Origin of the sequence: Thiorhodococcus minor, from assembly GCF_010820565.1 — a bacterium.
GTDB classification, from domain to species: domain Bacteria; phylum Pseudomonadota; class Gammaproteobacteria; order Chromatiales; family Chromatiaceae; genus Thiorhodococcus; species Thiorhodococcus minor.
Genome location: NZ_JAAIJQ010000011.1, coordinates 1 through 13,015, shown reverse-complemented (window position 1 = coordinate 13,015; position 13,015 = coordinate 1). Strand labels below are relative to the sequence as shown.

At 62.6% G+C, this 13,015-nt stretch carries 14 protein-coding genes; 6 read left to right on the top strand and 8 right to left on the bottom strand.

Annotated features, from left to right (window positions below):
- Positions 1-63 precede the first annotated feature (63 nt).
- From rlmE to G3446_RS05230, 4 genes are all read right to left on the bottom strand, one after another.
- Complete coding sequence (gene rlmE, locus G3446_RS05245) at positions 64-684, bottom strand: 23S rRNA (uridine(2552)-2'-O)-methyltransferase RlmE (RefSeq protein WP_164451421.1); 621 nt, start codon at positions 682-684, stop codon at positions 64-66.
- Between the two features lie 533 nt (positions 685-1,217).
- Positions 1,218-1,934, bottom strand: coding sequence for a hypothetical protein (locus G3446_RS05240; protein WP_245232321.1), 717 nt, complete (start codon positions 1,932-1,934; stop codon positions 1,218-1,220).
- 465 nt (positions 1,935-2,399) lie between these two features.
- A complete protein-coding gene (locus G3446_RS05235; RefSeq protein ID WP_164451417.1) occupies positions 2,400-2,759 on the bottom strand; it encodes a high-potential iron-sulfur protein in 360 nt (119 codons plus the stop codon).
- Between the two features lie 138 nt (positions 2,760-2,897).
- Entirely contained in the window at positions 2,898-3,347 is a 450-nt protein-coding gene (locus tag G3446_RS05230; RefSeq protein ID WP_342450042.1) for a C40 family peptidase, read from the bottom strand.
- Between the two features lie 297 nt (positions 3,348-3,644).
- Here G3446_RS05230 and trxB point away from each other — a divergent pair, with 297 nt between their 5' ends.
- The 5 genes from trxB to infA all read left to right on the top strand — a co-directional run bounded on the left by trxB (position 3,645) and on the right by infA (position 8,028).
- The gene (gene trxB, locus G3446_RS05225) at positions 3,645-4,610 is read left to right on the top strand and encodes a thioredoxin-disulfide reductase (protein ID WP_164451413.1); all 966 of its coding nucleotides are present in this window, start codon (positions 3,645-3,647) and stop codon (positions 4,608-4,610) included.
- A 339-nt stretch (positions 4,611-4,949) separates the two neighbouring features.
- Positions 4,950-6,140: a GNAT family N-acetyltransferase gene (locus G3446_RS05220; RefSeq protein WP_245232320.1), complete on the top strand. Its 1,191-nt coding sequence runs from the start codon at positions 4,950-4,952 to the stop codon at positions 6,138-6,140.
- Positions 6,141-6,193: 53 nt separating this feature from the next.
- Positions 6,194-6,946: a leucyl/phenylalanyl-tRNA--protein transferase gene (gene aat, locus G3446_RS05215; RefSeq protein WP_164451411.1), complete on the top strand. Its 753-nt coding sequence runs from the start codon at positions 6,194-6,196 to the stop codon at positions 6,944-6,946.
- On the top strand, positions 6,943-7,707 hold the full coding sequence (locus tag G3446_RS05210; RefSeq protein WP_164451409.1) for an arginyltransferase: 765 nt from the start codon (positions 6,943-6,945) through the stop codon (positions 7,705-7,707). Before aat ends, G3446_RS05210 begins: the two co-directional genes overlap by 4 nt.
- A 102-nt stretch (positions 7,708-7,809) precedes the next feature.
- Complete coding sequence (infA, locus tag G3446_RS05205) at positions 7,810-8,028, top strand: translation initiation factor IF-1 (RefSeq protein ID WP_164451408.1); 219 nt, start codon at positions 7,810-7,812, stop codon at positions 8,026-8,028.
- A gap of 141 nt (positions 8,029-8,169) precedes the next feature.
- Here the strand turns inward: infA and clpA are convergent, their stop codons facing one another.
- Together clpA and clpS are read right to left on the bottom strand one after the other, a co-directional pair.
- Entirely contained in the window at positions 8,170-10,431 is a 2,262-nt protein-coding gene (clpA, locus tag G3446_RS05200; RefSeq protein WP_164451406.1) for an ATP-dependent Clp protease ATP-binding subunit ClpA, read from the bottom strand.
- 68 nt (positions 10,432-10,499) lie between these two features.
- A complete protein-coding gene (clpS, locus tag G3446_RS05195; RefSeq protein ID WP_164451404.1) occupies positions 10,500-10,823 on the bottom strand; it encodes an ATP-dependent Clp protease adapter ClpS in 324 nt (107 codons plus the stop codon).
- A 284-nt stretch (positions 10,824-11,107) separates the two neighbouring features.
- Here clpS and G3446_RS05190 point away from each other — a divergent pair, with 284 nt between their 5' ends.
- Positions 11,108-11,314, top strand: coding sequence for a cold-shock protein (locus G3446_RS05190; protein ID WP_164451402.1), 207 nt, complete (start codon positions 11,108-11,110; stop codon positions 11,312-11,314).
- Between the two features lie 97 nt (positions 11,315-11,411).
- Here G3446_RS05190 and icd read toward each other — a convergent pair whose 3' ends face one another.
- Entirely contained in the window at positions 11,412-12,668 is a 1,257-nt protein-coding gene (icd, locus tag G3446_RS05185) for an NADP-dependent isocitrate dehydrogenase (protein ID WP_164451400.1), read from the bottom strand.
- A 39-nt stretch (positions 12,669-12,707) separates the two neighbouring features.
- Positions 12,708-13,015: hypothetical protein (locus tag G3446_RS27545; RefSeq protein WP_209262275.1), on the bottom strand; the 308-nt coding region annotated here is incomplete at its 5' end.

Here is a 13,015-nt window from a genome sequence, read left to right as displayed (position 1 = left end):
CTCTTGAGTAAAAGGCCCGGACAAACCGGGGAAACTAGCATCGAAGCCTTCATGATGAAAGGCTCAACGATGAAAAGCCTTGGCCACGAGGAACACCTCGCGACTTTCCGCCCTGGAGGATCTCGGCTTCCGCGTCGCGACTTGCTTGAAGCTGCTCCTCAGGTCGCGAACGTAGTCGTCGAAGCCAGCGCCTTGGAAGGCTTTGACGACCAGGGCGCCGCCAGGTTTCAAATGCTCGCGCGCCAGGTCCAAGGCCAGCTCGATCAGATACATGGCGCGCGCTTGATCGACCACCGTTGTCCCAGTGATATTGGGGGCCATGTCCGAAAGCACCAGATCCAGCCGCGCCTCCCCAAGGGTCTCACGCAGCTGGGCCAAGATCGCGTCCTCACGGAAATCTCCTTGGATGAAGCACACATCCGGGAGCGGCTCCATGGCGAGGATGTCCAGCGCGACAACCTGGCCCTGAGCCCCGACCAGCCGACTGGCGATCTGCGACCAGCTTCCGGGAGCGGCCCCCAAATCCACGACACGCATGCCCGGCTTGAGCAGGCGGTCCTTCTCCTGGATCTCGAGCAGCTTGTAGGCGGCACGCGAGCGGTAGCCGTCCTGCTGCGTCCGCTTGACGTAGGGGTCATTGACGTGGCGGTCGAGCCAGCGCCGACTGGATTTGGTTTTTGCCATGGATTTCGCCGATAGTCCGCCCGGATTGATCACACATCTCAATTGCTCGCAAGCTCCGACGCCCCGCAAGCGATGGCAAGACGAATGCGGGTCGAGCGCGGCGCAGATACGCTCGGGGCGAGCGAGAACTTCCAGAAACGCCGCCCGGATCAGCAGGATATCGAAAAACCTGCCGTCCGAGTAATGCAGAAACGGTCAGTCGACTGCCAGATCACAGACGAGCCGCTCGCGGAGACAGGGCGAGGACTCGACGCGCACTGCGAAATGACGCTCCACCATGGGGCAGAATCAAGAGTGGACAGGATGCAAGAGTGGGCAAGATCAACAGGCATTCTCGGGATTTACAGGATTCAGACCAGGCTTCCTGTATATCTAGAGAGATCCTCTCAGCCCTGCACAGTCTTGTTAATCCTAATCCGTTTCTTGAGACGCGCATCTAACGACGGCAGGACTGCATTCAGACGACCTATTCAGGCCGGTCGCCGTGCTGGACCTCGAGCCGCTGCCCAAGATCGCGGAATGTCTTTGCGATCTCAGAGCTCGTGCACCCAGGAGAATCGGAAGAGCTCGAGGAGAAAGCCCGCCAGCCCGCCGCCGAGCAGACCACCGACGACGGCCGCTTGAATCTCGTGATGCATGGTCAGGGCCGCGAGCTGCGACACGCCCCCCTCGGCACCGAGCAACGGGGAAACGACCATCCAAACGCTACCCGCAGCGACACCTGCAAGGATCGCCATCACCCCAGCTTCGATCAGATAGCAGGGCCGCGACTCCAGCTTGAGCCGACGCGAGACCTGAATCCACCAACGCACCGAGCCAACATAGAGCACGCCGTTGACGCTGACCAGAAAAACGAGGATGGCAAAGGTCGAAAAAGCCACCGGATGCAGCGGCTCGACGACGGCGAGCACCGCACCGCCGAAGGCTCCAGCGACCAGCCCAGCGAGGAGCTTCCCAGGGACGTGGCGCGAGCAGCGACGCGGGAAGGACACCGTCAGCCCCACGGTGGCGGCCAGCACGGATGCGACCACGATGACATTGGCGAGGGTCGCCCCGTCCGGTAGCAGAATCAGCACCGCGACGCCGGCCAGTGCGCCGATGCCTGTGCTGATCAAGGCGAGCTCGCGCGCGCCATAGAGCACGGCCCCCGCCCCGCCAGCCAGCCCGGAGGCGATCGGGTAGGCCGCCACCCCCACCCCGGCACTACTCATGAGCCCCATGAGACCGGTGAAGAGCGGAGCGTAGATCATGCCGATCAGACTCCAGACGATCGCGCGAACGAAGGCTAGTCTGAGGCGCGACGGCGACGAAATGGGTCGAGAAGAGATGCCCTCGTAGGGGCGCGCATTGGGAAAATCGGAGGTGGTTTCTGAAGGGGTGGCCATGGCCAAGGTACCGCGAAGATAGCGACTGCAGACGAATCACTAGGATGCCCGAGCATCAGCTCGCACCCCTATGATCCAGCTCAAGGATGCCCTGGAAAGTCGACCGCATTCCCGCGACATCCCACCGGACGCCCATCGAGCAGCGACAGGCGCCTGACTTGGTGCGCGAGGACAGGGCGCCGATCGGTGCGACATGCCTTGAGAGGTTGGCCGTCTCCTCGCGATCTCAAGACTAGACCTCGACGCGCGGAACGGCAGAGACACCCTTCACAGCCAACGAAAAACGGGGCCGAAGCCCCGCTTTCGATTCCGAGAATCGCGACGGCGTGCTCAGCCTGCCTTCAGGGTCCAGGAAGCGCACCAGCCGTTGACGTTGATCAGCTTGCCAGGGAAGAGCTGGCAGCCCTGGTAATCACCCTCACCGACATCTGCCAACAGGAAGTTGCAGTTCGCGCAGTGCTGCTCTTCCGGCGGAAGACCTGGGCGTGCTGCAGAGACACGCTCGGACGCAGCCGCGTCTGGGTGGTACTTGAGCGCCTGTGCGGTGGGATCGTCCATGGTGACGGCGTTGTCAGGCTGCGCGTGCGCGGTACCGAGACCGACCATGTTGATCACCGGGATGGCTGCTGCGGTACCCAGCATGACTTTGACGGCGTCGCGACGGCTCTTGCTCATTGGCTTATCGGACATGAATGTCACTCCTAATTAAGGCACAGTGTGGTGATTCCGACACTCCCGGACTAGCACCTAGCACCGGGAGCCGCACGACATTGTGCAACACCGAACCGAAAAAGGCGAGCCTTTTACCCCGGTATAAATGGGGTCAAATCACCGGATGAAGGTACCTGCCCCGATGAAGTGCGACCGCCAATAAGGCGTGTCGAGCTTGGAGACGAGCACCTGCTTGCGCGATGTCGAGGCATGAACGAAACGGCCGTCGTCGACCATCAGCCCGACGTGGTAGGAGCTGGGCCCCGTCTTGAAAAAGACCAGGTCGCCCGGTCGCAAACGGCTTCGCCTAACGCGCTTCGCGGCCTTGTGCTGGGCCGCCGCGGTGCGGGGGATGGCGAGCCCAGCGCGGCTGTGGGCGTAATAGGTCAGGCCGCTGCAATCGAAGCCCTCCCCAGGCGCCTCGGCGCCGTAGACGTATGGCCGGCCGATCTGCGCCAGGCTGCTCAGCACCAGGTCCGACCGCTGCCCGCCCCCCTCTTCGAGTCCGGCGCAGCCGGCGAGCAGCAGCGCCGAGCCGATGACGACGAGCAAGCGCTGATGGAGCACGCGACATCTCCTCATAACCAACACTCGATTTACACGCTAATGATTTGTAATCGTAGATGGTGTTCCTGGATTTTTCATCTTGCCCCCAAGATCCGCGCCCGCACCTGGGGCGAGCGCTCGCCTCGCGCCCGTTACGCCACGGCCAAGGGGCTCGAGCGGACTTTACCTGCGACCAGCCAGCACTTACATTTATGCGGATACTTTAACATCTCGTCACTTACATCCACGGATCCTCACTGACCGAAGGTGCCAGCCTTCGCGGATTCGGGCCCCCTCAAGCGCTTTGGAGTAGAACGCATGAGCGAAACCAAGCACTGCCGGCTACTGATCCTGGGATCCGGTCCCGCCGGCTACACGGCTGCCGTCTATGCGGCCCGCGCCAATCTCGACCCCGTGCTGGTCACCGGCCTCGAGCAGGGTGGACAGCTGATGACCACGACAGATGTCGACAACTGGGCCGGCGACCCCGACGGCGTGCAAGGCCCCGAGCTCATGGATCGGATGCGCCGCCATGCCGAGCGTTTCGAAACTAAGATCATCTTCGACCACATCAACTCGGTCGATCTCGGCACCCGGCCCTTCAAGCTGGTCGGCGATTCGGCCGTCTACACCTGCGATGCCCTGATCATCGCCACGGGGGCGAGCGCCATGTATCTCGGCCTGCCCTCGGAGCAGGAATTCCGCGGCAAGGGGGTCTCCGCATGCGCAACCTGCGATGGCTTTTTCTACCGCAATCAAAAGGTTGCGGTGATCGGTGGCGGCAATACCGCGGTTGAGGAGGCGCTCTATCTGTCGAACATCGCCTCCGAGGTCACCTTGGTTCACCGGCGCGACGCCCTGCGCGCCGAGAAGATCCTGCAGAAGCATCTCTTCGAGAAGGTGGAAAAGGGCAACATCAAGATCGCCTGGAGCCACGTCCTGGACGAGATCCTCGGCGACGCGACCGGCGTAACCGGGATGCGCATCAAGAGCGTCAAGGACGCGTCCACGCAGGAGACCGACCTGCAAGGCGTCTTCATCGCCATCGGACACAAGCCCAACACCCAGATGTTCGAGGGTCAGGTCGAGATGATCAATGGCTACATCCAGGTCAAGAGCGGCACCCAAGGCAACGCGACGGCCACCTCCGTGCCGGGCGTCTTCGCCGCCGGCGATGTCATGGACCAGGTCTATCGCCAGGCGATCACCTCCGCCGGCAGCGGCTGTATGGCCGCACTCGACGCCGAGAAGTATCTGGACGCCCTCGCGCCCTCCGGGGACTAGTACCGCGTTTCACTCTAACGAAGTATCCGTCAACTGCTTCCCGCGCTCTGGTCACGAAGCTCCTGCTTCCTGACCTCGGCGACGAAGCCTGCTTCACGACGCCGCCCGCTTCCGGCCCCTGCGCCAGGCCGAAAGCAGCGCTTACCCTCAGACTCGCGAAGCGGAGCTTCGTCTCGCGGGTGACGCAGCTGGAGCTGCGTCACCAGAGACCCGGATCGGGAAACAAGACATGGACAGCTCCTAGACTGAGATCCCGCCATTGATGTGGGCGCCATCAGCGCGCGCGAGCCCTCCCGATTGGCTGGCCGTCAGGAGCCCCTATGTGAAGATCATGACCCCATGACCTTCAGGGCCTGGATGTACAAGCTGACGACGCATCCCGCCATCGCCGAGATCCCCGCCGCCGAGTGGAACGCACTCGCCGATCCAGATACCCCCTTCATGCACCACGAGTTCCTGAGCGCCATGGAGGCACATGGCTGCGTCGGCGAGCGGCTCGGCTGGATTCCAACGCATCTCGCGCTGCGCGGCGAGCGCGACCAAGTGGTCGCGGCGGCGCCCTGCTATCTCAAACTGAACTCCTATGGCGAATTCGTCTTCGACTGGAGCTGGGCGGATGCCTATGAGCGCAGCGGCCGGCGCTACTATCCGAAGCTCGTCATCGCCTCGCCCTACACGCCAGCGACAGGCCCGCGCATCCTGACCGGACAGGCGCAGGGAGGCGACGAGCGCGCACGGGCGATCGCCCAAGGCTCGATCCAGATCGCGGAGCGGCTAGGCGTCTCCTCCTTGCACTGGCTATTCACCGCGCATGAGGAAACGCGCCAGCTCGAGCAGACCGGACTCATGAGGCGCGTCGGCTGTCAGTTCCACTGGCAGTCTCGCGGCTACACGACCTTCGAGGACTTTCTCGCCAGCCTCAGTGCCTCCAAGCGCAAGATGATCAAGCGTGAGCGGCGGCGCGTCGCCGAGAGCGGCCTGCGCATCAGGCGCCTGCGCGGTGACGAGGTGACGGAGGCCGAGTGGGCCACCTTTCATCGGCTCTATTGCGACACCTTCGACAAACGCGGCGGCCTGCCGACCTTGACACTGCCGTTCTTCCTGCAGATCGCGGAGTCCATGGGCGAGCGATTGCTGCTCGTCCTAGCCCAGGACGGCGCGGAGATCGTCGCCGCCGCCTTCAATCTCTGCGGGTCGCGCTCGCTCTACGGCCGCCATTGGGGCTGTTTTCGCGACTATCACAGTCTGCACTTCGAGGCCTGCTATTATCAGGGGCTCGAGCATTGCATCGAGAACGGCCTGCAGCGCTTCGAGCCAGGCGCTCAAGGCGAGCACAAGATCAGCCGAGGCTTCTTGCCGACGCCCACCTGGTCTGCCCACTGGATCGCAGACCCCAACTTCCGATCCGCCGTTTCTCGATTTCTCCTGGCGGAGACCGACTCGATGGACGACTATATCGCGGAGATGCACAGCCGCAGCCCCTATCGGTCCGACGGCACCCATTCCGACAGCAGCATAGAGCCGACCTGACAGATGCAGCAACGCTGAGAGGCAGATCGATCGCGCCACGCCGACACCCCGCCATGATTGCCCTACTCGACCCCAATGACCGTACGAGCTTCCCGGATGCGCGGCAGGCGCTGCGGGAGCCCAACGGCCTGCTCGCCGTCGGCGGGGACCTCTCGCCGACGCGCCTGGAGCACGCCTATCGGCACGGCATCTTTCCCTGGTTCAGCGCCGACGACCCCATCCTCTGGTGGTCCCCAGATCCCAGAACCGTCCTCTTTCCGGAGCGCATCCGTGTCTCACGCAGCCTGCGTAAGCGCCTGCGTAAGGACGCCTTTCTCGTGACTCTGGATCGCGACTTCGCGGGCGTCATCCACGGCTGCTCGCAGCCGCGCGAAGAGGACGGCGGCACCTGGCTGGTACCCAAGATGATCGCCGCCTACAAGGCATTGCACGCGAAGGGAATCGCCCATTCGGTCGAGGTCTGGGCGGAAGGCAGGCTCGTCGGCGGCCTCTACGGCGTGGCGATCGGCGGAGCCTTCTTCGGCGAGTCCATGTTCAGCCGTGCCACGGACGCCTCCAAGGTCGCCTTGGTCTATCTCTGCAAGACGCTGGAGGACTGGGGCTTCGGCGTCATCGATTGCCAGATGCGCACAGACCACCTGATTCGCATGGGCGCGATGGAGATCCCGCGTCTGGAATTCATCGCATTGCTCAATCGCTTCTGCGAAGCGCCAAGCCGGCTCGGAAGCTGGGACGACTGCGCCCCAGCCAAGCCATCCAGCCTTATCTTGACCGCGCCGGACCCCGAGGGCGCCGAAGCCTCATGACCCAGGCCGTCGACCACGACCGAGGCCGCTACCTCTCTCTCTACATGACGGCCGACCACAGCTGCTCCTATCTCGACGGCAAGCGCGCGCGCACGCTCTTCGTCGACCCGAGCGCGACCATCGACAATGCGACCTACCAGATCCTGATCGACCAGGGATTCCGCCGCAGCGGCGCCCATGTCTATCGTCCGGCATGCCGAGGCTGCTCCGGATGCGTGCCCGTGCGCATCCCTGTCGACGCCTTCCGGCTGGACCGCTCGCAGCGCCGGAATTGGAAGCGCAACCACAGCGACATCCAGCTCCTCGATCGCCCCGCCGCCTTCGTGGAGGAGCACTTCGCCCTCTACCAGCGCTATCTGCTCGACCGACACCCGGACGGCTCGATGGCCGAGGACGCCAGCGAGGAAAGCTACAGACGCTTCCTAGTCGACCCTTGGGGAGGCGCAACCCGATTCCTCGAGCTGCGCCTGGAGGATCGACTCATCGGCGTCGCCGTCACCGATATCCTCAACCAGGGCCTTTCGGCCGTCTATACCTTCTTCGACCCGAGCGAGCAAGCACGCGCACCAGGCACATTCGCCGTGCTCGCGCAGATCGAAACCGCGCAGCGCCTGGGGCTACCCTACCTCTATCTCGGCTACTGGATCGACGCCTGCCGCAAGATGTCCTACAAGGAGCGATTTCGCCCGATCGAGGCCTGGGACGGCCATCGTTGGCAGCGCTTCGAGCGCGCGGAGAAACTCGTTTTGCGCGGACACTGACCGACGATCGATCACCGCGATTCCCCTGCTGCCAGCCGCTGGCTCTATGCTATACTTTTGCGGCTTTGAAGCCCGAGTTGTAACCCAAACAAGCCCACGCCTATGTCAAAAGACGACGTTATCCAAATGGAAGGCACGGTCATGGAGACCCTGCCCAATACGGTCTTTCGTGTCGAGCTCGAGAACGGCCACACGGTAACGGCCCACATCTCGGGGAAGATGCGCAAGCACTACATCCGCATCCTCACCGGGGACAAGGTCACCGTCGAGCTCACGCCCTACGATCTGACCAAGGGTCGTATCGTCTACCGCGCGCGCTGACCCGAGCCTCTCCGCCCCAAGCGCAACAACTCCTCTCCAGGCAAAAGAAAACCCCGAAGCTGGCAGGCTCCGGGGCCGGTTTCGCTGTGCCGAGACCGACGGCTCGAGCGTCCGTGAAGACCTCGAGCGCCAGCCGGCGGGCTAGAGCGCTCGCTCTACGTCGTTGATCTCGAACGCGAAGGCGCCGTCCTTCATGAAGACGCGAACCGAGCCGCCATTGACCAAGTCACCGAATAGCAGCTCATTGGCCAGCGGCTTCTTGATGCTCTGCTGGATGACACGCGCCATGGGACGGGCGCCCATCTTGGGGTCGTAGCCGGTCTCGGCAAGCCAATGCCGGGCGTCTTCCTCGACCGTGAGATGCACTTTCTTCTCCTCGAGCTGCTGCTCCAGCTCGAAGATGAACTTATCGACCACGCTGCGGATGGTGTCTTCACCGAGCGAGCCGAACTGAACGATCGCATCCAGGCGATTGCGGAACTCGGGTGAGAAATGCCGCTTGAGCGCCTCCATCCCATCGGTGGAGTGATCCTGCTCGGTAAAGCCGATCGAGCGCCGCGACGTCTCCTCCGCACCCGCATTGGTGGTCATGACCAAGACCACGTTGCGAAAATCCGCCTTGCGCCCGTTGTTGTCCGTCAGGGTGCCGTGATCCATCACCTGCAGCAGCAGGTTGAAGACGTCCGGATGCGCCTTCTCGATCTCATCGAGCAGCAGCACCGCATGCGGATGCTTGTTGATCTCCTCGGTCAGCAGCCCGCCCTGGTCGAAGCCGACATATCCGGGCGGAGCACCGATCAGCCGTGACACCGTGTGCCGCTCCATGTACTCGGACATGTCGAAGCGCAGCAGCTCCATCCCCAAGATCCGCGCGAGCTGCCGCGTGACCTCGGTCTTGCCGACGCCCGTGGGGCCGGTGAAGAGGAAGGACCCGATCGGCTTCTCTTCCACGCCGAGCCCGGAGCGATTCATGCGAATTGCCGAGCTCAGGGCATCGATGGCCGGATCCTGCCCGTAGACCACCATCTTCAGGTCGCGATCGAGATTCTTGAGCGATTCTGTATCCGAGGCCGACACACGCCTGGGCGGGATGCGCGCCATCTTGGCGACGATGGCCTCGACGTCCGAGACATCGATCCGCTTCTTGCGCTTCGCCGGGCTCCTGAGCTGTACGTTGGCGCCAGCCTCGTCGATGACGTCGATCGCCTTATCCGGCAGGTGCCGGTCATTGATATGCCGGCTCGACAGCTCCGCGGCCGCGCGCAGTGCCGGGTTGGTGTAATTGACCTGGTGGTGGTCTTCGAAGCGCGACTTGAGCCCCTTGAGGATCTCGAAGGTCTCCTCGACCGACGGCTCTTCCACGTCGATCTTCTGGAAGCGGCGGGCCAAGGCGCGATCCTTCTCGAAGATGCCCCGATATTCCTGATAGGTCGTCGAGCCGATGCAGCGCAGGTCCCCAGAGGCCAGCACCGGCTTGATGAGGTTCGACGCGTCCATGACACCGCCGGAGGCGGAGCCGGCACCGATGATGGTGTGGATCTCGTCGATGAAGAGAATCGCATGGGGCTGACGCTTGAGCTGCGCGAGCACCGACTTGAGGCGTTTCTCGAAGTCGCCGCGATACTTAGTACCGGCGACCAGGCCACCCAAGTCGAGCGCATAGATGACGGCGTCGCTCAGGACCTCTGGGACCTCTTCGTCGACGATCTTCTTGGCGAGCCCTTCCGCGATGGCGGTCTTGCCAACCCCAGCCTCGCCGACGAACAGAGGATTGTTCTTGCGCCGCCGACAGAGGATCTGGACGGTCCGCTCGACCTCCGGCGCACGCCCGATTAAGGGGTCGATTCGCCCCTGCCGAGCCATCTCGTTGAGATTCGTCGCGAAGCTCTCCAGCGGGCTCGATCCCTCCTTCTCCTCACCGCGCACCTCTTCGGCATCGCCTGGGGAATCGTCCTCCTGGCTCTCGCCCGGCACCTTGGAGATCCCGTGTGAGATGAAGTTGACGACGTCCAAGCGGGTCACGTCCTGCTGATTCAGCAGATAGACGGCCTGAGAATCCTGCTCGCTGAAGAGCGCGACCAGCACGTTGGCTCCGGTCACTTCCTTCTTGCCCGCGGACTGCACGTGGAAGACGGCGCGCTGCAGGACACGCTGAAAACCGAGCGTCGGCTGGGTGTCACGCTCTTCACTCTCCGGAATGATCGGCGTGGTCTCGTCGATGAAGGCGGTGATTTCGTTGCGCAGCCGCTCGCCGTCCGCTCCACATGCGCGGAGCACCTTGGCGGCCGTCGGGTTGTCCAACAGTGAAAGCAGCATGTGCTCCACTGTCATGTACTCATGATGCTTGGCGCGCGCCTCTTTGAAGGCCCGGTTAAGCGTGAATTCAAGTTCTTTGCTCAGCATCGGCCTGTTCCAAGGGTGGGGTTACAAAACCGTTATCACTCTCGCGCCTTAGGGTCAACTGCCGTCACCTACGCCTCTTCCATGGTGCACATAAGCGGATGCTGATTGCTACGCGCATAGTCGTTGACCTGCGCGACCTTCGTCTCCGCGATGTCCTTCGTGAAGACGCCGCAGACACCGACGCCTCGTGTGTGGACGTGAAGCATGACTTGCGTCGCCTTCTCGCGATTCATGCCGAAGAAGACTTCGAGCACCAGAACCACGAACTCCATCGGCGTGTAATCGTCATTCAGCAGCAATACCTTATATAACGGCGGTCGTTTCAGCTTGGGACGCGCCTCTTGGACTGTCAGTCCAGATTCCCGTTCCTCACCAGGTATATCGTTACTCATGATCTCGGATTCTAGTCAAATTTCGTCAGCTGGCGACACGCGGCCGACGAGTTGTGTGGGGGACCTAAAGTCACCGCCATGAGCGCCACCATCGCTCGACCCTAGACCCTACACCCAAATGCCCTACGCAAAACCACGGCGAGATTCAGAGAGGGGCAGTTTGACCAGCGAAATCAACTCACTATACTACGGAGTTGTGGTACCGCCGGCCGGATTCAAGGCGGGCTGCCAGGCAACGATAACGACCACCAACAAAAGCCCCGTGTAGCAGGAGGAGTGCGACAATGATCACCGGTGTCGTGAAATGGTTCAACAACGCCAAGGGGTACGGGTTCGTGCAGCCCGACGGTAGAGACGAGGACGTTTTCGTCCACTTTTCGTCGATCGACATGGAAGGCTATAAGACACTTCGAGAAGGACAAAAGGTCGAGTTCGAGCTGAGCGAGGGTCCGAAAGGCTTGCATGCCGCCAACGTACACCGCGTGAGCTGAGACATCGACGGCCAAGAGGGCCGGCACGACAGCCTCGAGAATCGATCCTAACGATCGCCGCGGCAGAGCCACCTAGGCTCTGCCGCTTTCCTTTGCGCTACATCTTGCCGACGACGGCCTCGCCGAAGCCCGAGCAGCTCAGCTTGGTCGCGCCTTCCATCAGACGATGCAGGTCATAGGTCACCGTCTTGGCCGCGATGGCACCCTCGACCCCTTTGATGACCAGATCTGCGGCCTCGGTCCAGCCCATGTGGCGAAGCATCATCTCCGCCGAAAGGATCAGCGAGCTGGGATTGACCTGATCCTTGCCGGCGTACTTCGGCGCCGTGCCATGCGTTGCCTCGAACATGGCGACGCTGTCGGAAAGGTTGGCGCCGGGCGCCATCCCGATACCGCCGACCTGCGCGGCCAGCGCATCCGAGATGTAATCGCCGTTCAGGTTCAGAGTCGCAATCACCGCGTATTCCTTCGGACGCAGCAGGATCTGCTGCAGGAAGGCATCCGCGATCACGTCCTTCACGATGATGTCGCGACCTGTCTTGGGGCTCTTGAAAGTGCACCAGGGCCCGCCGTCCAGCTCGGTCGCGCCGAGCTCGGACTTCGCCAGCTCGTAGCCCCACTCCTTGAAGGCACCCTCGGTGAACTTCATGATGTTGCCCTTGTGAACCAGGGTCACCGAAGGCCGATCATTGTCGATCGCGTACTGGATGGCCTTGCGGACCAGGCGATGCGTCCCCTCCTCCGAGACCGGCTTGATGCCGATGCCCGAGGTCTCCGGGAAGCGGATCTTGGTGACGCCCATCTCCTTCTGCAGGAAGTCGATGACCTTCTTCGCCTCCGGGGTGCCTTCCTGCCACTCGATACCCGCATAGATATCCTCCGAGTTCTCACGGAAGATCACCATGTCGGTGTGCTCGGGCTCCTTGAGCGGGCTCGGCGTGCCGCTGAAGTAGCGCACCGGACGCAGGCAGACGTAGAGATCCAGCTCCTGGCGTAGCTTGACATTGAGCGAGCGGATACCGCCGCCGACCGGCGTCGTCAGCGGCCCCTTGATCGAGACGACGAAATCCTTGACCGCCTCGAGGGTCTCGTCGGGCAGCCAGACGTCCTCGCCATAGGTCCGGGTCGACTTCTCGCCCGCGTAGATCTCCATCCACTGGATCTCACGCTTGCCGCCGTAGGCCTTGGCCACCGCAGCATCGGTAACGGCGCGCATCACCGGGGTGATGTCGACCCCGATACCGTCGCCCTCGATATAGGGGATGATCGGCTTTTCGGGGACATTCAGCGAGAAATCATCATTGACGGTGATCTTTTCACCAGAGGCAGGGACATGGATCTTGTCGTACGGCATGGGCAGCACTCTCTTCGGTCATCGAATGCGCCTATGCTATCATTTTCGATTCGCATTGCGCAGGCGCCCGTGCATCCGATCCGCTCGCGTCAGGCCGCCGTCACCCCGCCCTCCGGCCTTGATCGTGAGTTGGACCTGTGGGGTGGACGAGCGAAAGCGAAGTCCACCGAATCCCGCGCCGACGTTCGTGGACTGCGCTGCGCTTGCCCACCCTGCGCGACGCCGGGCCAATCGATGATCGACGCCCGTTCTGGCCTTGATCATCGATTGGTTGCGCCAGGCAAAGCCTGGAAGGAGAGGAAGATAGCGGACGGATAAGCGAATCGGAAACTCCTTGTTGCGGCCCA

Bases quoted from the DNA above. Each gene is read 5' to 3' on its own strand.
- rlmE (WP_164451421.1), bottom strand. From the start codon at position 684: ATGGCAAAAACCAAATCCAGTCGGCGCTGGCTCGACCGCCACGTCAAT.
- G3446_RS05240 (WP_245232321.1), bottom strand. From the start codon at position 1,934: ATGATCTACGCTCCGCTCTTCACCGGTCTCATGGGGCTCATGAGTAGT.
- G3446_RS05235 (WP_164451417.1), bottom strand. From the start codon at position 2,759: ATGTCCGATAAGCCAATGAGCAAGAGCCGTCGCGACGCCGTCAAAGTC.
- trxB (WP_164451413.1), top strand. From the start codon at position 3,645: ATGAGCGAAACCAAGCACTGCCGGCTACTGATCCTGGGATCCGGTCCC.
- G3446_RS05220 (WP_245232320.1), top strand. From the start codon at position 4,950: ATGACCTTCAGGGCCTGGATGTACAAGCTGACGACGCATCCCGCCATC.
- aat (WP_164451411.1), top strand. From the start codon at position 6,194: ATGATTGCCCTACTCGACCCCAATGACCGTACGAGCTTCCCGGATGCG.
- G3446_RS05210 (WP_164451409.1), top strand. From the start codon at position 6,943: ATGACCCAGGCCGTCGACCACGACCGAGGCCGCTACCTCTCTCTCTAC.
- infA (WP_164451408.1), top strand. From the start codon at position 7,810: ATGTCAAAAGACGACGTTATCCAAATGGAAGGCACGGTCATGGAGACC.
- clpA (WP_164451406.1), bottom strand. From the start codon at position 10,431: ATGCTGAGCAAAGAACTTGAATTCACGCTTAACCGGGCCTTCAAAGAG.
- clpS (WP_164451404.1), bottom strand. From the start codon at position 10,823: ATGAGTAACGATATACCTGGTGAGGAACGGGAATCTGGACTGACAGTC.
- G3446_RS05190 (WP_164451402.1), top strand. From the start codon at position 11,108: ATGATCACCGGTGTCGTGAAATGGTTCAACAACGCCAAGGGGTACGGG.
- icd (WP_164451400.1), bottom strand. From the start codon at position 12,668: ATGCCGTACGACAAGATCCATGTCCCTGCCTCTGGTGAAAAGATCACC.